Origin of the sequence: Patiriisocius sp., assembly GCF_051252435.1 — a bacterium.
In the GTDB taxonomy this organism is placed as follows: Bacteria; Bacteroidota; Bacteroidia; order Flavobacteriales; family Flavobacteriaceae; genus Patiriisocius.
On sequence record NZ_JBPOFW010000002.1, the window covers coordinates 43,615 to 63,498 of the forward strand.

General features: G+C 37.6%; 15 protein-coding genes. 4 read left to right on the forward strand and 11 right to left on the reverse strand.

The genetic code is table 11. The features are described from left to right. Window positions 1-16 precede the first annotated feature (16 nt). Together ACSHW7_RS05345 and ACSHW7_RS05350 are read right to left on the reverse strand one after the other, a co-directional pair. Entirely contained in the window at window positions 17-652 is a 636-nt protein-coding gene (locus tag ACSHW7_RS05345; RefSeq protein WP_435678304.1) for a YdeI/OmpD-associated family protein, read from the reverse strand. 9 nt (window positions 653-661) lie between these two features. Further along, window positions 662-1,780, reverse strand: coding sequence for a C1 family peptidase (locus ACSHW7_RS05350; RefSeq protein WP_435678305.1), 1,119 nt, complete (start codon window positions 1,778-1,780; stop codon window positions 662-664). Between the two features lie 132 nt (window positions 1,781-1,912). Between ACSHW7_RS05350 and ACSHW7_RS05355 the strand changes: the two genes are divergently transcribed. The 4 genes from ACSHW7_RS05355 to ACSHW7_RS05370 all read left to right on the forward strand — a co-directional run bounded on the left by ACSHW7_RS05355 (window position 1,913) and on the right by ACSHW7_RS05370 (window position 5,905). Continuing rightward, entirely contained in the window at window positions 1,913-2,752 is an 840-nt protein-coding gene (locus tag ACSHW7_RS05355; RefSeq protein WP_435678306.1) for a 1,4-dihydroxy-2-naphthoyl-CoA synthase, read from the forward strand. 46 nt (window positions 2,753-2,798) lie between these two features. Continuing rightward, window positions 2,799-3,383, forward strand: a complete 585-nt coding sequence (locus ACSHW7_RS05360) for a Crp/Fnr family transcriptional regulator (protein ID WP_435678307.1) — start codon at window positions 2,799-2,801, stop codon at window positions 3,381-3,383. A gap of 54 nt (window positions 3,384-3,437) precedes the next feature. After that, on the forward strand, window positions 3,438-4,190 hold the full coding sequence (locus ACSHW7_RS05365) for an acyl-CoA desaturase (protein WP_435678308.1): 753 nt from the start codon (window positions 3,438-3,440) through the stop codon (window positions 4,188-4,190). A 140-nt stretch (window positions 4,191-4,330) separates the two neighbouring features. Next, window positions 4,331-5,905: a T9SS type A sorting domain-containing protein gene (locus tag ACSHW7_RS05370; protein WP_435678309.1), complete on the forward strand. Its 1,575-nt coding sequence runs from the start codon at window positions 4,331-4,333 to the stop codon at window positions 5,903-5,905. A gap of 70 nt (window positions 5,906-5,975) precedes the next feature. Here ACSHW7_RS05370 and ACSHW7_RS05375 read toward each other — a convergent pair whose 3' ends face one another. The 9 genes from ACSHW7_RS05375 to uvrA all read right to left on the reverse strand — a co-directional run bounded on the left by ACSHW7_RS05375 (window position 5,976) and on the right by uvrA (window position 19,773). Further along, window positions 5,976-6,608, reverse strand: coding sequence for an SDR family oxidoreductase (locus ACSHW7_RS05375; RefSeq protein ID WP_435678310.1), 633 nt, complete (start codon window positions 6,606-6,608; stop codon window positions 5,976-5,978). Between the two features lie 105 nt (window positions 6,609-6,713). Next, window positions 6,714-8,405, reverse strand: a complete 1,692-nt coding sequence (gene asnB / locus ACSHW7_RS05380) for an asparagine synthase B (RefSeq protein ID WP_435678311.1) — start codon at window positions 8,403-8,405, stop codon at window positions 6,714-6,716. 238 nt (window positions 8,406-8,643) lie between these two features. Beyond that, window positions 8,644-9,150 carry a hypothetical protein gene (locus ACSHW7_RS05385; protein WP_435678312.1) on the reverse strand — a complete coding sequence of 169 codons (507 nt, stop codon included), beginning with the start codon at window positions 9,148-9,150 and terminating at the stop codon, window positions 8,644-8,646. A 142-nt stretch (window positions 9,151-9,292) separates the two neighbouring features. Further along, complete coding sequence (locus ACSHW7_RS05390; RefSeq protein ID WP_435678313.1) at window positions 9,293-11,707, reverse strand: alpha-ketoacid dehydrogenase subunit alpha/beta; 2,415 nt, start codon at window positions 11,705-11,707, stop codon at window positions 9,293-9,295. A 101-nt stretch (window positions 11,708-11,808) separates the two neighbouring features. Next, a complete protein-coding gene (locus tag ACSHW7_RS05395; RefSeq protein WP_435678314.1) occupies window positions 11,809-12,030 on the reverse strand; it encodes a hypothetical protein in 222 nt (73 codons plus the stop codon). 62 nt (window positions 12,031-12,092) lie between these two features. Further along, window positions 12,093-14,906 (reverse strand): metalloprotease, encoded by a 2,814-nt coding sequence (locus tag ACSHW7_RS05400; RefSeq protein WP_435678315.1) that lies wholly within the window; start codon window positions 14,904-14,906, stop codon window positions 12,093-12,095. Next, a complete protein-coding gene (locus tag ACSHW7_RS05405; RefSeq protein WP_435678316.1) occupies window positions 14,903-16,069 on the reverse strand; it encodes a T9SS type A sorting domain-containing protein in 1,167 nt (388 codons plus the stop codon). Before ACSHW7_RS05405 ends, ACSHW7_RS05400 begins: the two co-directional genes overlap by 4 nt. A gap of 95 nt (window positions 16,070-16,164) precedes the next feature. Further along, complete coding sequence (locus ACSHW7_RS05410; RefSeq protein WP_435678317.1) at window positions 16,165-16,854, reverse strand: TIGR00730 family Rossman fold protein; 690 nt, start codon at window positions 16,852-16,854, stop codon at window positions 16,165-16,167. 66 nt (window positions 16,855-16,920) lie between these two features. After that, window positions 16,921-19,773: an excinuclease ABC subunit UvrA gene (gene uvrA / locus ACSHW7_RS05415; protein WP_435678318.1), complete on the reverse strand. Its 2,853-nt coding sequence runs from the start codon at window positions 19,771-19,773 to the stop codon at window positions 16,921-16,923. Window positions 19,774-19,884 lie beyond the last annotated feature (111 nt).

The following is a 19,884-nucleotide window of genomic DNA, read 5'->3' on the forward strand; positions in this document are numbered from 1 at the left end:
AGCCAATTATTTACTGTCAATATTTTTTGTGAGATCCATCACATGCAGGCATTTTTTTAGACAGACCACAAACACAGTCATGAAATCCTTTTCCGTTTAAAATGCGTTGTTCGTATTTTTTAATTCTAGCGCTGCGTGTTTTTGATTGTTTTGCACTTTCAAAATATAATATATATCCTCTTTGGCGGCCAGGTGTTAAATTTTCGAAAGCAGTTTTTAAAAGAGGTTTTTCTTTGAAAACCAATTGTAATTCTTCTGGATATTGAATTTCTCTTTCCTTTTGTAAATTTACTTTGAGTCCTAACCTTTCTATTTCAATAGCTTCAAAAATATAATTTCTGAGCGTGTTTTTTAATGTATGAATCTTGTCAACGTTCGTAAACGAAATTATCTTAGCAGAACGAGAGTTGGGTCCCGCGGGTTTTAGAATACCTTTACTGTCCGTTAAAAGCACACCTTTTAGAAAACTAAGTATGCAGGATTCTTTTAATCTTCCAAGGATTATGATGTTTTTATCATTGAACGTATAGCAAGGATTTCTCCATTTAAAATCTTCGGTTAAACCACATTCAAGCATAATGCTTTGCAAGGCTTTTAACTCAGCTTGAAGTTTGTCGCTTTTTTCAATATAGCTGTCAACTTTTAAATTCATCACTTTGGCTTATAGCGCTAACTTTGTAGCAGTAGTTTTAGGCACCGCATCTTTGTGTAGCGTAATACTTATGGCTTTCAATTTCATATAGGATTCACTAAAATATACATATCCACCGTTCGCATTTCTTGACTCGTCAGTTCCCCAACTGTTTTTTACTTTGTAATATTTAGTTCCATTTTGGTCACGCAACAATCCTGTAATATGCATCAAATGGTCATCGGTTGTGGCAAAATTTTCAAATTCGTCTTGACGGTATTCTTGTGTCACATTTCGCTCTGGATAAATGCCTTGAAGAGCTGCGACGTTATTCGTTTCTTGAGCTGGAATAACAGCAACACCATCTTTTGAGGAGAACGTTTTTTCGCTTACATCACAGTCTAATTCTACAGTAAAACCTTTTGACAATGCGTTATCAATCGTGGCAATCATTTCATCGATTGGCACGTTGTACATGCCGCCGTAACTCCAGTTATCAGGTATATTTAAAATAAATGGACTGTAAAATGCCGCATGCGAAAAAGAAGTAATTGTCACGTAATCTATAGGCTCAATTTTCATCGCTTTTGCAAAACTTTGCGGCGTGTATTGTTTTCCTTCAAAGCTGAAATTTGACACATTTTCACCTAAGTAAATATCCAAAACTGCTTCGGTCGCAGGTCTCCACTTTTTGCTAAGTTTTCTACCAGGGTTGTCAACATACGTTTCTGCCATTGCTTGTAAAACAGCAACGAGTTCTGCGTGGTTGTGTGATGTTTCCGAAGCAGATAATCCTCTATACGCCTCCACGGGAACGAGTCCATAATTTGTAACGCTATTCATCACATCATGTGCAAGACCACCCTCGCTAAACTGAGATTTTCCTTGTCGCATTACAAAATTTTCTAGCTTTTTTGGATAGGTATTTCGTACGGTGTACATTTCAGAAAGGTCCACTTCCTTTCCCGTAAGTCTAATGATTTCAGACTCTAAGAAAGATGTACTCGAAAAACTCCAACACGTTCCTGTGCGTCCTTGACTGATAACCGGTGTGGTTTCAAGGTCGATAACGGTTTCAAATTTGTAAGCTTCTTGCGAAATACTCACTGCGGAAATGAGCAGTACTGAAAGTAATAAAAGTTGTTTCATAATTTTGATAGAATTTGTCTTGTTTTGTTGCAATCGAAATATTTATAAAATGTAATATTTCGGTTAGAAAACACCACGACTGCCGTAAGAGTGACCACGTGAATTATTATCTTTGAAGTAAAAATAACCATTATGTTGAAACCCGACTGGAAAACTGCGAAAGAATACGAAGACATCACCTACAAAAAATCTCATAATGTAGCGAGGATTGCATTTAATAGACCCGATGTGCGTAATGCTTTCAGACCTAAAACTACGGCTGAATTGCTTGATGCTCTGCACGATGCACAGGAGGACACGAGTATTGGAGTGGTTTTATTATCGGCCGAAGGCCCTTCAAGCAAAGATGGTGTGTACAGTTTTTGCAGTGGTGGTGACCAAAAGGCAAGAGGGCACCAAGGATATGTGGGCGATGATGGATATCACAGATTGAATATTCTGGATGCTCAGCGCATGATTCGGTTTATGCCAAAGGCGGTGATTTGCGTTGTGCCGGGTTGGGCTGTGGGTGGTGGACATTCGTTACACGTGGTTTGTGATATGACTTTGGCGAGTAAAGAACATGCTATTTTTAAGCAAACCGATGCAGATGTAACCAGTTTTGATGGAGGCTACGGAAGCGCGTATCTCGCAAAAATGGTGGGTCAAAAAAGAGCGCGTGAAATCTTTTTCCTCGGAAGAAATTACTCCGCACAAGAAGCATACGAAATGGGAATGGTTAATGCCGTTGTTCCTCACGAAGAACTAGAGCAGACGGCTTTTGATTGGGCACAAGAAGTTTTAGGGAAAAGCCCCACAAGTATTAAAATGCTGAAATTCGCCATGAATTTAACCGATGACGGAATGGTGGGACAACAAGTATTTGCTGGTGAAGCTACTCGTTTAGCCTACATGACCGATGAAGCAAAAGAAGGAAGGGATGCCTTTTTGGAAAAGAGAGCACCTAATTTTGATAAAAAGTGGTTGCCATAAAATAAATAATTGATATTCCTAAGAGTTTTATTCCATTAAAAAAAGCATGATTTCAGAATTACAATTTATTAGAGATTATATTGATGGGATTTCGCATATTTCAGATTCAGATTGGGAGAATTTCTCATCTCGCTTGGTTCGAAAAGAATACAAAAAGAAAACAATATTTTTGAAAGAGGGAGATGTAGAAAATAAGATTTCGTTTGTGATTGAAGGAGTTGTTAGATTATATATCCCAAATGAAATAAAGGAAAAAGAGGTTACGTTCGGTTTCTGTTTTAAAAATCAGTTTGTGAGTGCTTATGATTCATTTTTAACACAAAATGCGTCAAATTATGAATTAGAAACACTAGCAGATACGATACTTTTCAGTATCACTTATAAAGATCTTCAAGAAGTATACAAAACCACGACGATTGGTAATTTGATAGGTCGTCTAGCGGCGGAGCGTTTGTTTTATAATAAGTCGAGAAGGGAGCAATCTCTTTTAAACGAAACGCCAGAACAACGGTATTTAAATTTATTTAAAGAGCGTCCAGCATTGGTTTCAATCATTCCGTTGAAATATGTGAGTTCGTATATTGGAGTTACGCCACAAGGACTTAGCCGTATTAGAAAACGAATTACTTGATTTAGGTTCATTGTTTGGCTCTGTATTTGCTAATATCTTTGTAAAAAATTAGCAATGACAATTTTAATATTTATAGTAGTGTTGTGGTACGGAGGTTTGTTTTTCCAAACTTTTTTCTTACACAGGTATGCTGCCCACCAGACATTCACGATGTCAAAGGGTATAGAAAAGCTTACATTTATTCTTACGTGGTTTTTTCAAGGTTCTAATTATTTGAGTGCTTATGGATATGGAGTTATGCACAGAATGCACCATGCATATGCAGATACTGAAAAAGACCCACATTCGCCTAAATATGATGTGAATGTTTTCGCTATGATGTGGCGAACAAAGAATATCTATGCAGATATCAATCAGAAAAAGATTGAGGTTGATGAAAAATTTACAAAAAATGTTCCTCAGTGGGAGCGATTTGATGCCTTTGCAAGTTCTTGGGTTTCAAGGTTGTTATGGGCTTTGGCTTATTTTGGATTTTTCTTAGCATTTGCTACTGCTTGGTGGCAATGGTTATTTCTTCCAGTAGCATTATTTATGGCGCCCATTCACGGAGTAATCATCAATTGGTATGGTCACATTTATGGCTACGTAAATTTTAAATCTAAAGACACTTCAAAGAATTTATTTAAATTCGATTTTTTAATGATGGGCGAGGGGTATCACAATAACCATCATAAATTTGCAAGTAGAGCAAACTTTGGTGGTGTGCGTTGGCATGAGATTGATGTCACTTACCAAATTATGCGAGTATTGAATTATTTGGGTGTAATCAAAATCAAAAAATTACAACCGATTAACATAGAGAGATAGATATAAATTTTATAAGATATTTAAAACCGATAGGCATCCTATCGGTTTTTTGTTTCTAATTGAAAATATAAGTAATCCAATTATTCTAATTTTGAGATTAAACCATATCATCGTTTATTTGTCAAAATAAAAAAAACGCCATGAAAATTAATTTAGCATTTGTTCTTACACTGTTTTTTTATGTTTCATTTTATTCTCAAAACAGTAATATTTCAGAAGGAAATGTTTTTGAAGGAGAACCTTATATTGTCATCGATCCTGCGGATGAAAACCACATTATTATTGCTTGGATGGGCTGGGGAGGAATTTCAAATAGAGTTGTTATTAAAACAAAAACAAGTTTTGATGGTGGCTTAACATGGAGCGATACAAATCAATTAATGCACGCGGATAGTGGTTATAATTCAGCTGATTGTTCGATTGATTTCGATTCAGATGGAAATATTTATATATCATTTATTGATTCTGACGGTACAGGCACCGCCCAACTTGATGGAGGCATTTATCTTTGCAAGTCTACAGATGGTGGTCTTACATTTGAAGCTCCAATAGAAGTTTTGAATAATAATGCTGACCCAGAAAGATTACCAATTGATAGGCCATGGATAACCATAGACCGTTCAACCTCGAGTTCACAAGGAACTATATATATTACATCAATGAATGCAAGTAATGCGATGCCTGAGTATCATCCTTATGTTTCTGTATCGGTTGATGGTGGTGCTACTTTTGAGTTTAAAGAAATAGATGGTCCAGGTTGGCTTTCTGGAGAGGTAGCCCAGCCTATGCCAACACCAAGTATTTCATCTAACGGAATATTTAATGCTATCTATCCCTCGTTTTTGCAAAGCCAGAGTGTTTTGTCACAATATATAATAGCTAGTTCAGCAAATGGCGGAAATAATTTTACGTACAGTCAAGTTTTTCAGGGATTGCCACTAAGCTCTGAACCTTTGGCAAAGAAAGGTTATATTTTACGTACAAACCCGGCAAATCAAAATGACATGGTGTTTGTGTACTTATCAAGTACAAACGGTGATTTTGATGTAATGGCTCGACAAACTTTTGACGCGGGAGCTACCTGGACTTCAGAAATTAGAGTGAACGACGATCCCATTTCAAATGATCGAATGCAAGACTTGGTTTGGGCAGATTATGCTTCTAGTGGTGATTTAATCATTAGTTGGAGAGATAGACGCAATGCAGATGACTCGGGCTATGAAACCCAGAGCGAAATTTGGGCTGCTTATAAACCCCAAGGTTCAGCTAATTTTGAACAAAATTTTCAGATTACAGACCAGCTTGTTGTATATGATGATGTTCTTGCTGCTGCCGGAAATGATTTTATGAGTATTCAATTAGAGGGTGAAATAGTCCATACCGTGTGGGGAGACCCTAGAAATGGGACATTAAATATTTGGTACGCAAAACTACAAACCGATGGAACCATTCTGGGAATTCAAGAGATTGTAAAAGAAGAAATTCCTGAAATCATAATGTATCCTAATCCTGCAGAAGATTTTGTTTCGGTTGACTTCGGAAATCTTACTTACATTCAAATTTTTGATTCAAAAAGTACCATTATTTATGAGGCAGAAGTTTCCGAAGAAAGTAAAACTATGAAACTTGCGATTGATGAGCTAGCCACTGGAACTTATTTTTTAGTTTGCAAAACCATTTCTGGGTCAATAACTAAAAAATTGATTAAACAATAATTGATATTCTAGAGTAAATAAAAAAGGGAGCATATTTTAAGATATACTCCCTTTTAATTATAAAATTTTCTTAACTCAAAACCTGGAAATTTTCAACAGCCTCTTCAACCTTCGTTTCTCCTTTCAAAATTTCAAAAGATTGGTTTTTAGCAACCTCTGTATCCAATGATTTTACTAAGGTTCTAGCAACATCCCATCTAGGGATTTCGCCTTGTTCATTAAGCTTATGGCTTAATTTTATTTTTCCGATGCCCTCTTCGTTATTTAACGTTCCCGGTCTTACTATAGTAAAGGTCAATCCGCTAATATCAAGATATTGATCTGCATTTTGCTTTGCTTGTAAATATTCTTTTAACTCTCCTTGAGGATTATCTGCCCCCATTGAACTTAACATTACAAATTTTTTGATGTGCTCTTTTTTCGAAGCATCAATCAGTCTTTTTGCTCCTTCTTGGTCTACATCATGAACATTTTTTCCTCCTGAACCTGCGGCAAAAATAACGCGGTCAATTCCTTTGGTTGTATGAGAAACATCTTTTGTCAAATCTCCCATCACAGCACTAATATTATTTTTTTCGAATTCCTTTTTTTGAGATTCGTTACGTACCATTGCAACTGGTGTAAAATTTTGAGATTGGTTTAATAAATCAACTACTTTTCTTCCGGTGGTGCCTGTCGCACCTGCTACTAATATCTTTTCCATATTTCAATTTAAAAAATATTAGTAGCATTCTGCTTACTATTAACGGTCTTTAACTTTCAAAATGCGAATTTTTGTGAGGGTTTAACAGAATATAATTTACCATTGTTATTTATAAGCTTCATCATGCACATTTGCAACCGCTCTTCCGCTTGGATCGTTCATGTTTTTAAAGCTTTCGTCCCAGTCTAATGCAACTTGACTACTGCACGCCACACTTGGCACTGAAGGCACTGTTAGTGCTGCAGCATCACTTGGAAAATGCTCTTCAAAAATAGTACGATAATAAAATTCCTCTTTACTTTTAGGGGTTTGAATAGGGTAGCGGTATGCCGCGTTTTTTAATTGCTCGTCACTCACTTGATTGTTTACCATTTCTTTTAAAGTATCAATCCAACTATAACCTACACCATCACTAAATTGTTCTTTTTGCCTCCAAGCAACTTCTGGTGGGAGCATGTTTCCGAAGGCTTCCCGCAACACCCATTTTTCCATAGCCTGTTTATCTCTTGGGCTAGATTGTCCAGCGATAATCATTTTATCTTTTGGGTTAAGTCGCATGGCAACGTCCATAAATTCTTTATCTAGAAATGGGACACGACCTTCAATTCCCCAAGAAGCCAAAGATTTATTTGCACGCAGACAGTCATACATGTGCAGTTTGTCTAATTTGCGGACGTTTTCTTCATGAAATTCTTTTGCGTTTGGTGCTTTATGGAAATAAAGATATCCGCCAAAAATTTCATCTGCACCCTCACCGCTCAATACCATTTTGATTCCCATGGCTTTGATGGCACGTGCTAATAGGAACATAGGTGTCGAAGCTCTAATCGTAGTAATATCGTACGTTTCAACATGGTAAATAACTTCACGCAAAGCATCAATACCTTCTTGGATGGTGAAATGTATTTCGTGATGTACTGTATCTAAATATTCCGCCACTTTCTTTGCTGCCTTTAAATCTGGCGACCCTTCTAGCCCTATTGCAAAAGAATGCAAACGAGGATACCAAGCATTTTCGGTATCACCACTTTCAATACGTTTGTCCGCATATTTTTTAGCGAGCGCAGAGGTAATTGAAGAATCTAAACCGCCAGAGAGAAGCACACCGTAAGGCACATCACTCATAAGTTGTCTATGAACAGCGGCGTCAAGCGCGTCTCTTAATTCTGAAATATTTGTTTCATTATCCTTTACATTATCAAATTCCATCCAATCTCGCGTCCACCATCTTACTAATTTTCCATCTCGGCTATCCATAAAATGTCCAGGTGGGAATAATTCAATTTTTGTGCACACTCCTTCGAGAGCTTTCAATTCGCTAGCTACGTAAAAAGTACCATCTTTGTCCCAACCCATATATAATGGGATAATTCCCATGTGGTCACGGGCTATTAAATAAGAATTGTTTTCAACATCATAAAGCGCAAATCCAAAAATACCATTGAGCTCATCTAGAAATGAAGTTCCTTTTTCTTTGTACAATGCGAGGATTACTTCGCAATCACTTTTAGTTTGAAATTCGTAGTTGTCTTTAAACTGTTCTCTTAATTCAAGATGATTGTAGATTTCGCCATTGGCAGCCAATACAAGATTTTTATCTGCTGAAAACAATGGTTGTTTTCCAGAGGTAGGATCAATAATAGCAAGACGTTCATGAGCAAGAATGGCATTTTCATTATTGAAAATCCCACTCCAATCTGGTCCTCTATGCCTTAGGCATTTTGACATTTCCAATAATTGAGGGCGCAACTCCTCTGCAGATTTTTTAAGTTCGAAAGCGCATACAATTCCACACATACTTCTTTATTTTGATTGTTAGTTTCTATTTTAACTTTTATTATTCAATAAAAACCCAAAAAAAACCGCCAAGTTTAGAAAAAACTTGGCGGTTAAATATAAGGTGCAAGTTTTTGTTACGTCTTGGCGTTATTATTATTAAAATTTATAACTGATTGTAACATCTACTTGTAATTTTTTATAAACCAAAGATGATTGATTTATTTCTATTTACCAAATAAATTAATTTAAAAACTTTTTAGAGTCTCAAAAGTATGAGTTCTTCTGGTAGAGAATTTTCTGGAATTTCCATTCCGTTAATCGTAAAGTATGCATATCTCAATCTTGCATTGTCAAGCATATTTACTCTATAAATTGTTTGTTTTGGAGTTTGTAATTCGATGAGATACCCATACTGGATTTCAAATTTATTATAGAGGTTTCTCACTTTTATGATAACGGTTTCTGGAAGTAAATCTTCGCTTAAGTATTTCATATTAAATAGAAAAAGTCCGTCTTTACTATAGGTAGCACTTAATCCATCTTTTCCTCTTTCGCGATAATGCGCTGTATAGAGGTCTGGTGAAAATTCGTCTTCTCCAGAACTGCTCCAATTTTCAATATAGTTTTCTGGATACAATTTTTCTTGTTGGTCCACAACAATAGCTGGGACATTTGAAGTTGGAATATAAGAGTCTTCGAGCATTTGAGCATTGACAAAAGCGCAACAAAAGATGAGGTAGATAAAGAGTAATTTTGTTTTCATGGTATAAAATTTTTAATTAATATACCGAGAATTTGAATCACCACTCATCTGTTTAGGAGTATCTTAACTTTAAAAGTTTGTTAATATGTCCCTCTGATTAAGATATTGAATGAAAAAAATAACGATTCAGTATTTAAAAAAATTATCTCAACTTAGGGAAATCACTTGGGGTCGCCTCGTGCATTATTTCATATACTTTCTCAAATATATCTTCTGCGCTTGGTTTGCTAAAATAATCCCCATCGGTTCCATAAGCTGGTCTGTGGGCTTTTGCCGTTAAGGTTTGTGGTTTACTGTCTAAATGTTTATAACCGTTTTGATTGTCTAAAATTTCAGAAAGGATATAAGAACTCGCTCCTCCGGGAACATCTTCATCAATAACTAAAAGACGGTTTGTTTTGGCAACACTCTTTACCATGTCTTGATTTAAATCCAATGGTAATAAAGATTGCACGTCGATTACCTCTGCATCAATACCCACTTGTTGCAATTCCTTGGCCGCTTCTTCAACAATGCGGAGTGTACTTCCGTAGGAAACTAAAGTGATATCTTTTCCTTCTTTAATTGTTTCAACAACACCAATGGGGGTTCTAAACTCTCCCAAATTGGTTGGCATCTTTTCCTTTAAACGGTAACCATTAAGGCATTCAACAATTAAAGCCGGCTCATCGCTCGCCATTAATGTGTTGTAGAATCCGGCTGCTTTGGTCATGTTTCTGGGTACTAAAATATACATTCCGCGGAGTAAGTGTACGAGTCCACCCATTTGCGAACCACTGTGCCAAACTCCTTCTAATCTGTGCCCTCTAGTGCGCACAATCAGCGGTGCTTTTTGTTTTCCGTTTGTTCTATAACGAAGGGTTACAAGGTCATCACTCATAATTTGCAATGCGTATAAAATATAATCGAGATATTGAATTTCGGCAATAGGGCGGAGGCCTCTCATCGCCATCCCGATTCCTTGACCGAGAATGGTTGCTTCTCTAATCCCGGCATCACTCACTCTAAGTTCGCCATATTTTTCTTGCATGCCTTCCAGTCCTTGATTTACATCGCCAATTTCACCGGCATCTTCTCCAAAAATAAGCGCCTCAGGATATTTACTGAAAATAGCATCAAAGTTGTCACGTAAAATCAAACGTGCGTCAACATCTTCTGCTTTGTTATCGTATGTTGGTTTTACTTCGGAAATCGTCTTCGCATTTTCCTTTTGTTCGGAATACAAATGGGAAGAAAATTTGGGTTGTATCGTTTCAATATAATTATTTATCCAATCTTGAAGCTGTCTCTTTTCGGCGGAAGCCTCATTGGTAACATACCGCAATGCTTTCCTTGCCGAAGATGCAATCGTACGGCGCAAAGGCTCGTTATCGCTGGACAAATCGTTTTTAATCTTCTCGATAAAATTTTTGTTTGCTGACGTTTCAGCAAGATTGCCCAATAAAGTAACAGCTTCTTTTTGCTCTTGTTTTTGAGGTGTTAAAAAGGCTTCCCAAGCTGCTTTTTTACCTTCGCGAACTTGTTTTTTGATGTCCTTTTCAATCGCTGTTAATTCCTCTTCGGTTGCCATGTTGTTTTCCAACATCCACAAACGCATTTGGTTGTTACAGTCATATTCTGCTTCCCAAGCCAAGCGGTCTTTACTTTTGTATCGTTCATGCGAACCGCTCGTTGAATGTCCTTGCGGCTGCGTCAATTCGCGTACGTGAATGAGAACGGGCACGTGCTCTTCGCGGGCAATTTTTGAAGCTTTTTGATAGGCTTCAATCAATGCGGGATAGTCCCACCCATTAACCCGAATAATCTCATATCCCTTTCCAGCCTCGTCGCGTTGAAAACCTTTTAAAATTTCAGAAATATTTTCTTTCGTTGTTTGGTGTCTCGCATGTACCGAAATTCCATATTCATCGTCCCAAACATTAATAACCATAGGTACTTGAAGCACTCCAGCAGCATTTATGGTTTCCCAAAAAAGACCTTCACTAGTACTTGCATTTCCAATGGTTCCCCAAGCTACTTCATTTCCTTTTTCTGAAAAGTGACTCAAATTATCCAGCCCATCTACGTTTCTAAAAATCTTTGAAGCCTGTGCCAATCCTAATAGTCTAGGCATTTGCCCAGCAGTTGGAGAGATGTCTGCACTACTATTTTTTTGTTGTACGAGGTTTTTCCAGCTTCCATCTTCATTGAGTGAGTGCGTTGCGAAGTGACCTCCCATTTGGCGGCCTGCGCTCATGGGGTCTGCATCAATATCTGTATGCCCGTAAAGTCCCGCGAAAAATTGTTGGATGGTTAACTCACCAATCGCCATCATAAAAGTTTGGTCGCGGTAATACCCACTGCGCCAATCACCATTTTTAAAAGACTTTGCCCAAGCGAGCTGCGGTACTTCTTTTCCATCACCAAAAATTCCAAACTTTGCCTTCCCTGTGAGTACTTCACGTCGCCCCAATAAACTACATTCTCGACTTGTAACGGCTATTTTATAGTCGTTTAAAACCTCTGTTTTGAAGTCTTCAAAAGATAAGTCGCTGTTGGTCTGAGGGTTTGTTTGCATAGCACGTATTTATGTCAATGAATTACTCACAAAAGTAGCTAAAAACGCGATATGAAACAACGTTAAAATGTTGCAGTATTCTTAGAATAAAAGGATAAAATCTATGATTTTTTATTAATAGCAATCATTCTTAGCAAAAGGATACGGATTAATAAAATAAAAGGCGCTCCGTGTAATAATACATCAAACCAGTCTGTAGCTGTCATGCCCTCAGCACCTCCGGCAATCCATTTAAGCTTCCCCCATATATGTGGCTCTGGAAAAAAAGGCGCTAAGCCTAGTGTGAGGCAGAGTAGAATAATGATTTTTGGGTTGTTGAGCATATATGGCGCATTAGGTTTATTGATTAATGGTTTTATGTGAAAGGTTTTTCGATTAGATTTTATTAATACCACTCCCTCGTAAAAAGCCCCAACAAAGTTTTAGGACTCAGCGTTACGGTAAAACGTATTTTTTGATCGTAGTTGGGCAAGCCAGGTTCCCAACCTAAATTTGAGTAGAGTGGGAAGTAGAGTTCAAAATAATCTTGTACCAAGTTGATACGAATTCCAGAGTCAAAAACGGCCTTAGTGCCGCTCTGTGTGTTGTTTACCAAACCGGCATCACCATAGACTAAAATCCATCGCCAAATATTGGTGCTCGCATTGATGGTGGTTATCCAATTGTTTGAAAAGGCAGGCTCTAATTGCGATTTAAATCCACCTTCGGCCACGATTACTTGCTGGCTGAATATTCCTGTGTCTTCACTTCTTCCGTAGTAGGTGTAGTCAAAAAGATAATCTGTGGGGCGGTCCAATGAGAAACTAAAGAAATCCTCGCGTTCTCGGGTATCGTTAAATAAAAAGGCTCCCGCAAAAAGACGTACATTTAATTGACGGTTATTAACGAATAGTTTTCGGTAATCAAACGTAACAGATGCTTTTGAGAATTTTGACGAAATTTGATAATCCACAACACCTCTAAAATAATTGATCAAGTTGGGGTTGCTGTACACATATTGGGCGTTGAACACACTATAATTGGGTTCTTGGTCTGGGTCGTTTACATTTTCGTCCCTGTACACATTTACCGCCCGTAAATTGATGTATTGGTTTTCATTATCACGTAAATCCTCATTTCTGAAGGCAAAGGTCATGTAGGGTGTAAATCTGCGGTAAAAGAGGTCGTCATCGTACGAATAATAACTTCCGCTAAAACCATAGCGCATGGCATTGAGCCTGCCACTCTCAAACTGATTTGTATATTGAATGTTTCCGTTACCAATTAATTTTTTTGAGCGATATCCATATTGCGGTTCTAGCTTGTAATGAATGTTTTTTGGTAACAAAGTTTTATTGTACAATTTCATTCCGGTAGTAAAACCATCGTACAAATTGTACTCAAAAATGGGCATAAAAAACAACTGATTATAACGATGATCTTCTGCATCTTGAAACAATCTAAACTGTAAAGGCCTATTAAATAATCCCGAAACTTTTTTGGTGTTGTTACGTCTGTTAAATTCGGCTATTTCACCGTCACGGTTTAATTCTAAACTTCGAATTCCTTCGCTAGGGACTGTTATTGTTGCAATACTGTCAATGGGAGAAGTCCATCTTTTGAACAACACACTATCTTTATTTACGCCGTAAACGGAAACAGGCATCACTGTATTTCGTTTATTCAAAATGGTGACATCCAGTGAGTCCCCGCGTTTTTTTATACGTTTTATTTTGAAATCAATCGTGGCACGTTCATTTATATAATCGCCAAAAAACCACGAAATATCTTTGTCTGTATTTTGAGAAATAATAGTTCTAAAATCTGAAACCGTCGTTGGCTTTAATTTGTATGCATCGTAATAGGCCTTGACACTTTCACCTAAAGCATCATCGCTCAAAAAGTCTTTTAAATACTCAAGTCCTTTTCCTCCGTAATAATCATTCGCAATATTCTTGTTGAACTTTATCAAAGAATCTCTAGGCGTAGCAAGCGGTTGATGAATGTTATTACGCGCCATATTCATATACAACAACGGATATTGGTCATTAAATTCCAATTCCGAAACGTGCGACCATTTTATAATCCAAAAATCACTCAAAGACCCTAAAATCTTCATATTCGGATAATACGTATCTACATAATCCATCATCAAATAAATCTGAATAGCACCCGCCAGCCATGATTCATCACGCTTATTTAACAATAATGTATTTTCAATATACTCACGGCTCATGGTTTTAAACTGCGCAAGGTCGTATTCAAATCCGTCAGGAAACGGACTTAAAAAACTTGGGAGTTGGTTGAGTCCATACACTGGATTGTTGCGATTGTCTTCATCACTTACCACGATTTTATCAAAGGGATAATCGCCCAACTTTTCATCGAGATAACGGACCACGCGATCTACCATTAATGCTCTAATGGGTGGTGTTACTTTTCGTTGGTAAATATTTGTAACGACCTCAACCTCATCGGTCACAATAGATTCAAATAGGGGTTCTTTGTTGATAAAAACCTCGGCTTTGATTCTTTGACTGCTTTTCAGCGAAAATGTGCTAAATCCATTTAACGTTGTTTCATCAACCACATCTAAATTTGACGTAAACTGTAATCCCTGCGGAATCGTAAATGTGACATTAAAATTGGAAGGTAACGTATATAAGTCTTGTGTGTTTTTATTGCTGAACGCTTTCCATTCCCCATCAAAAACAGCTGGCGAAATATACCAATAACGCAGTTTGTAATTTCCGTCATTGTCAACACCAAAACGCGTAAACTTATCATCTGGAATTTTAACGGTATAGTCAAATTTAAAAATTTCCGAAGCTCCCGGAGCAATTGAAGCTGTTGGGATTACTTTTAAAATATCAACTGCGCTGCCATATTCCCAAACAAGATTTGAACCTCCTTTATTTGTCACTGAATTTATGGTCGTGCGACCTCTATCTTCATCATTCTCAAAATGAAATGGGAAATCATAATTTTCAGCAAACCTGATACCCAAAGGTGTTTTTTTATGGCTAAAACTATTTGCCCAATCATTGAAATAGATAGTATCCAGTTTTTGGGTGGAAGTATTTACAAATTCAATTTCTTGAGCGATTTTGATCGTATGATTCGTGGTGTCCAGCGTCGCGTCAATAGTAATGTTATGTTGCGACCACAGCGAAGTGGTTGCAACAAGAACGATACTGAGAATGTGATAGAAATGCTTCAAAAAGTCTTCAAAAATTTAAGGGTTTGGGTGGAAGACTGGTTGTTTGTTAGGTAATAAATGCCCTGCGGAAAGTGGGCTACGTTTATAACGGTGTTTGTTTGATTATTATTTGAAGTTTCGGCTACTTTTTGTCCCAATGCATTGTAAATACTGAATGTCAAATCGTTAGCTCCAAAGGTTTCAATTTCTAAAATTTCAGAAACTATCGTGCTTTTTAATCTGAAATTTGCTGCGATTTCATTGTCGTGCGTGCTTAAAATAACGATTTCTTTATTCGTTTCTAGCGACATTACTACGGGTAAATGGTCGCTCATATTGTACAAACTGCTGCGCAATTGTAAACTAAATTCACCATCACATTCAAAGGCATCAATGCGGTTGTTGTAGCAATTGGCGTTATTTCCATAGGATTTATAAGTGCCTTCTACGTAGCGCAAGGCTGGATTGGTTTGCATAGCTTGCGACATCATTATAAAGTCAAAACGGTCATCGAGTCCGCCACCTGCGCCTGCGCCAAACCCGCTTGAACTCAATCGTGTGCTTTGGGTGTGGATGGCTGCAAAATCTTCGTTGTTATTCCAAGAACCGAGTGTGTCAATAGGATCCAACATCACAACATTGTTTGTTGAATCTAAGATTTCAGTGTAGGCAGGTTCAGTTGACGTATAAATATTAAAATCGCCAGCGAACAATACAAAAGCATCTGGGTCGAGCGATTCTATATCTTCGGTAAACTCTTGCACCATTTCAAGTCGGAGTGCCTGGTTAGCGCTGCCTTGACTTGATTTTAAATGGGTTACATACGTGTATATAATCACAGGGTCTGTAGCGCCGTCTGCCGTGCTCAGTTTTAAATCATATCTATTGATATCACGCACGGTTGTACTAATGATAGCAGTGTTTTCTAACGTGAACATATTTTTACGATAGAATAATAGTTGCTGTAAATCTGCGTCGCCAGATTGATTTTCAAAATACGGTGCAGCTGCATAATCAATACCTTCGTCATTGAGCGAGCTGTTTAAAATCAAATCGGCACCTTCTTGACTTTGCAATTCACAAATCATAAAAATATCAGGATTGTATTCATTGAGAATGTCCTTTAAAATATCTTGACGATTTTGTGGTAACGCTTCGGGAAATTCTAGCAAGTTATAAAACATTGTTTTGATTTCGGTTTGCCCGAAACTTAACAATGTAAACAAACCGAATACCAGAGTAAAAATATATTTCAACATTAAATTGAGTCGTTGTGTAATTAAAAATTGGGACTGTGATTGTATTCTTCGTAAAAATCATTTAAAATTTCTAGAACCTCATCTTCAGTATCTACGATATGAACCAAATCAAGATCGCCCGGACTAATATTATTATTTTGCTCAAGGACAGTATTTTTAATCCATTCCATTAAACCTGTCCAAAAAGAACTTCCCACAAGTATGATTGGAAATTTGTCAATTTTGTGCGTTTGAATTAAAGTAAATGCTTCAAAAAATTCATCGAGTGTTCCCATTCCTCCGGGCATCACAACAAAACCTTGCGAGTATTTTACAAACATAACCTTACGAACAAAAAAGTAATCAAAATCTATACTTTTATCGCTGTCAATATACGGATTATCGTGCTGCTCAAAAGGCAACGTTATATTTAAACCTACCGATGTTCCTCCCGCAAGATGCGCCCCTTTGTTTCCAGCTTCCATAATTCCTGGACCACCGCCGGTAATAACGCCGTAACCACTTTCGGTAATACGTTTTGCTATGCTTTCGGCTAGTTTGTAATATTTATGGTCTGGTTTTGTGCGCGCAGAACCAAAAATAGAAACACAAGGTCCAATACGACTCATCTTTTCGTAACCGTTGACAAATTCACCCATGATTTTAAAAATCGCCCATGAGTCGTTTGTCTTCACTTGGTTCCAATTTTTTGGAGTTTGTTCGTGTCTCATACTTACTGTTTACTTGTTTTTTTCTGAAATTTTAAAGATTTCAGAAGTTAATTTTATCATCCGTCATCAAGCAATTATAGCCATTTCTTTTGCTAAAAATTGCGCGGTGTAGCTTTTCTTCACTTTGATAACTTCTTCGGGAGTTCCTTTTGCCATTACGGTCCCTCCATTTTTTCCACCTTCGGGGCCAATATCGATAATATAATCCACGGTTTTGATTACATCTAGATTATGTTCAATAATCAAAACGGTATTTCCTTTGTTTACTAATTTCTGAAGCACTATCATCAAAACTCTAATATCTTCAAAATGCAATCCGGTTGTAGGCTCGTCTAGAATATAAAAGGTATTTCCAGTGTCTCTTTTTGAGAGTTCTGTTGCCAATTTTATCCTTTGTGCCTCACCGCCCGAAAGTGTTGTGCTCTGCTGTCCGAGTGTAATATACCCTAAACCAACGTCTCTTATCGTCTTTAATTTCCTAAATATTTTAGGAATTTGTTCAAAAAAGTCGCAAGCGTCGTTGATGGTCATTTCCAGTACATCGTAAATGGATTTGCCTTTGTAGCGTATTTCCAACGTTTCTCTGTTAAATCGTTTTCCTTGGCAGGTCTCACATTCTACATAGACGTCTGGGAGGAAATTCATTTCAATAACACGCAAACCACCACCGCGACAAGTTTCGCAACGTCCCCCTTTTACGTTGAAACTAAATCGGCCCGGTTTATAACCTCTAATTAGTGCTTCAGGGACTTTGGCGAATAAACTCCGTATTTCTGAAAACACACCCGTGTACGTCGCAGGATTTGAACGTGGTGTTCTTCCAATGGGTGATTGATTGATGTCAATTACTTTGTCAATATGGTCAAGACCTTTTATCTTTTTGTAAGGCATCGGTTTTTTAACACCGTTGAAATAATATGCGTTTAAAATAGGGTAGAGGGTTTCATTGATCAACGTTGATTTTCCACTTCCCGAAACTCCTGTAACGCCAACCATAACGCCCAACGGGATTTTAATGGAAACATTCTTTAAATTATTTCCCGTGGCTCCCGTGAGTTCTAAAAAATTTCCATTGCCTTCGCGTCTTTTTTCTGGAATTTCTATTTGTTTTGAACCGTTTAAATAGGCAGCCGTAAGTGTGTTGTGATGTAAAATTTCTGAAGGTGTTCCCTCGCTCACAATTTCGCCACCAAATTTTCCTGCCGCAGGACCTATGTCTATCACATAGTCTGCACTTTCAATCATGTCTTTGTCGTGCTCAACAACAATAACTGAGTTGCCAATATCACGCAACGAAATCAACGAATTTATCAATTTTTGATTGTCGCGTTGGTGCAATCCAATACTCGGCTCGTCAAGTATATAAAGCACTCCCACAAGTTGAGAACCTATTTGTGTGGCAAGGCGAATACGTTGCGCCTCTCCACCCGAAAGTGATTTTGAACTTCTATCCAAAGCTAAATAAGTCAACCCAACATCGACCAAAAATTGCAAACGTGTGCGAACTTCTTTTACAATTTCGCCAGCTATTTTGAGTTGCGTTTCGCCTAAATCCTTTTCAATATTTTCAAACCAAGAGGCCAATTCCACAACATCCATGTGGGCGAGCTCGGCAATGTTTTTTCCGTTTACTTTAAAATAAAGTGACTCTTTGCGCAGGCGGCTTCCTCCACATTCTGGACATTTAATTTTGTCCATATATTCCTTCGCCCATCTTTTTAATGATGTAGTTTCGGCAGCATCGTAAGTATTTTGTAAAAAAGTGGCAACCCCTTCAAATTCTATTTTATAGTTTCGGGTGATGCCCAAAGTTTTTGATTCTACATCAAATTTATCATTTCCGCCGTGAAAAATAAGTTGTTGCGCTTCCTTTGGAATTTCAGCAAAAGCATCTGTTAATTTAAATTTATAGCGTTGAGCAATTAACTCTAATTGCTTGAAAATCCAATTATTTTTCTGAGGTCCGTGCGGTGCCAAAGCCCCATTTTTAATAGAAACAGAATCGTCCGGAACTACTTTGCTCAAATTAACTTCATGTAATTCGCCCAATCCTTTGCAGTTGGGGCACATCCCTTTTGGGGAGTTGAAAGAGAAATTATTTGGCTCCGGATTAGGGTACGAAATCCCGCTTTCTGGGCACATCAATGACCGACTAAAAAATCGTGCTTCGTTTGATTCATTATCGAGTACCATCAAAACATCATCACCTTGGTACATTGCGGTGGTAATGCTTTCGGACAAACGTTTTCCATCGTCACCATCTTTTGCGGGTGTTTCAGGAATTTTGAGGCGGTCAATAACGGTTTCAATATCGTGTGTTTTGTATCGGTCAATTTTCATTCCCTTTACAATATCCAGCACTTTGCCATCTACACGTACTTTTACAAACCCTTGTTTGCCTATTTGCTCAAAAAGCTCGCGGTAATGCCCTTTTCTCGAACGAACAATAGGAGCAAGAATGCTTATTTTTTTTCCAGCAAATTCCGTTAAAATGAGTTCTTTAATTTGGTCGTCACTATAACTCACCATTTTCTTACCTGTATTATAACTGTATGCATCACTGGCGCGGGCATATAAGAGACGGAGAAAATCGTAAATTTCGGTAATCGTTCCCACCGTAGAACGTGGGCTTTTGCTCGTCGTTTTTTGCTCAATGGCAATTACGGGCGAAAGTCCGTCAATTTTATCCACATCTGGGCGTTCCAAACTTCCTAAAAATTGTCTGGCATAGGCCGAAAAAGTTTCAATGTAACGACGTTGTCCCTCGGCATAAATGGTGTCAAAGGCAAGTGAGGATTTCCCACTTCCCGAAAGTCCTGTAATCACCACCAATTTCTCCCTTGGAATGGTAACATCAATGTTCTTTAAATTATGAACACGCGCCCCTAAAACCTCAATAACATCTTCATTTTTTGCCATAGTTTGCAAAGGTACTATTTATGGATTGATTTTTAAATGTCGCCGCTTGTTAAGAATAGGAGTTTTTGTGTTAAAAGTTAGAAGGCAAAGCCGAAATTTTATATCCATGAA

Coding starts and splice junctions, on each gene's coding strand:
- ACSHW7_RS05410 (WP_435678317.1), bottom strand. CDS start 16,854: ATGAGACACGAACAAACTCCAAAAAATTGGAACCAAGTGAAGACAAAC.
- ACSHW7_RS05385 (WP_435678312.1), bottom strand. CDS start 9,150: ATGAAAACAAAATTACTCTTTATCTACCTCATCTTTTGTTGCGCTTTT.
- ACSHW7_RS05365 (WP_435678308.1), top strand. CDS start 3,438: ATGACAATTTTAATATTTATAGTAGTGTTGTGGTACGGAGGTTTGTTT.
- ACSHW7_RS05390 (WP_435678313.1), bottom strand. CDS start 11,707: ATGCAAACAAACCCTCAGACCAACAGCGACTTATCTTTTGAAGACTTC.
- ACSHW7_RS05360 (WP_435678307.1), top strand. CDS start 2,799: ATGATTTCAGAATTACAATTTATTAGAGATTATATTGATGGGATTTCG.
- ACSHW7_RS05375 (WP_435678310.1), bottom strand. CDS start 6,608: ATGGAAAAGATATTAGTAGCAGGTGCGACAGGCACCACCGGAAGAAAA.
- ACSHW7_RS05350 (WP_435678305.1), bottom strand. CDS start 1,780: ATGAAACAACTTTTATTACTTTCAGTACTGCTCATTTCCGCAGTGAGT.
- uvrA (WP_435678318.1), bottom strand. CDS start 19,773: ATGGCAAAAAATGAAGATGTTATTGAGGTTTTAGGGGCGCGTGTTCAT.
- ACSHW7_RS05405 (WP_435678316.1), bottom strand. CDS start 16,069: ATGTTTTATAACTTGCTAGAATTTCCCGAAGCGTTACCACAAAATCGT.
- ACSHW7_RS05355 (WP_435678306.1), top strand. CDS start 1,913: ATGTTGAAACCCGACTGGAAAACTGCGAAAGAATACGAAGACATCACC.
- asnB (WP_435678311.1), bottom strand. CDS start 8,405: ATGTGTGGAATTGTATGCGCTTTCGAACTTAAAAAATCTGCAGAGGAG.
- ACSHW7_RS05370 (WP_435678309.1), top strand. CDS start 4,331: ATGAAAATTAATTTAGCATTTGTTCTTACACTGTTTTTTTATGTTTCA.
- ACSHW7_RS05395 (WP_435678314.1), bottom strand. CDS start 12,030: ATGCTCAACAACCCAAAAATCATTATTCTACTCTGCCTCACACTAGGC.
- ACSHW7_RS05345 (WP_435678304.1), bottom strand. CDS start 652: ATGAATTTAAAAGTTGACAGCTATATTGAAAAAAGCGACAAACTTCAA.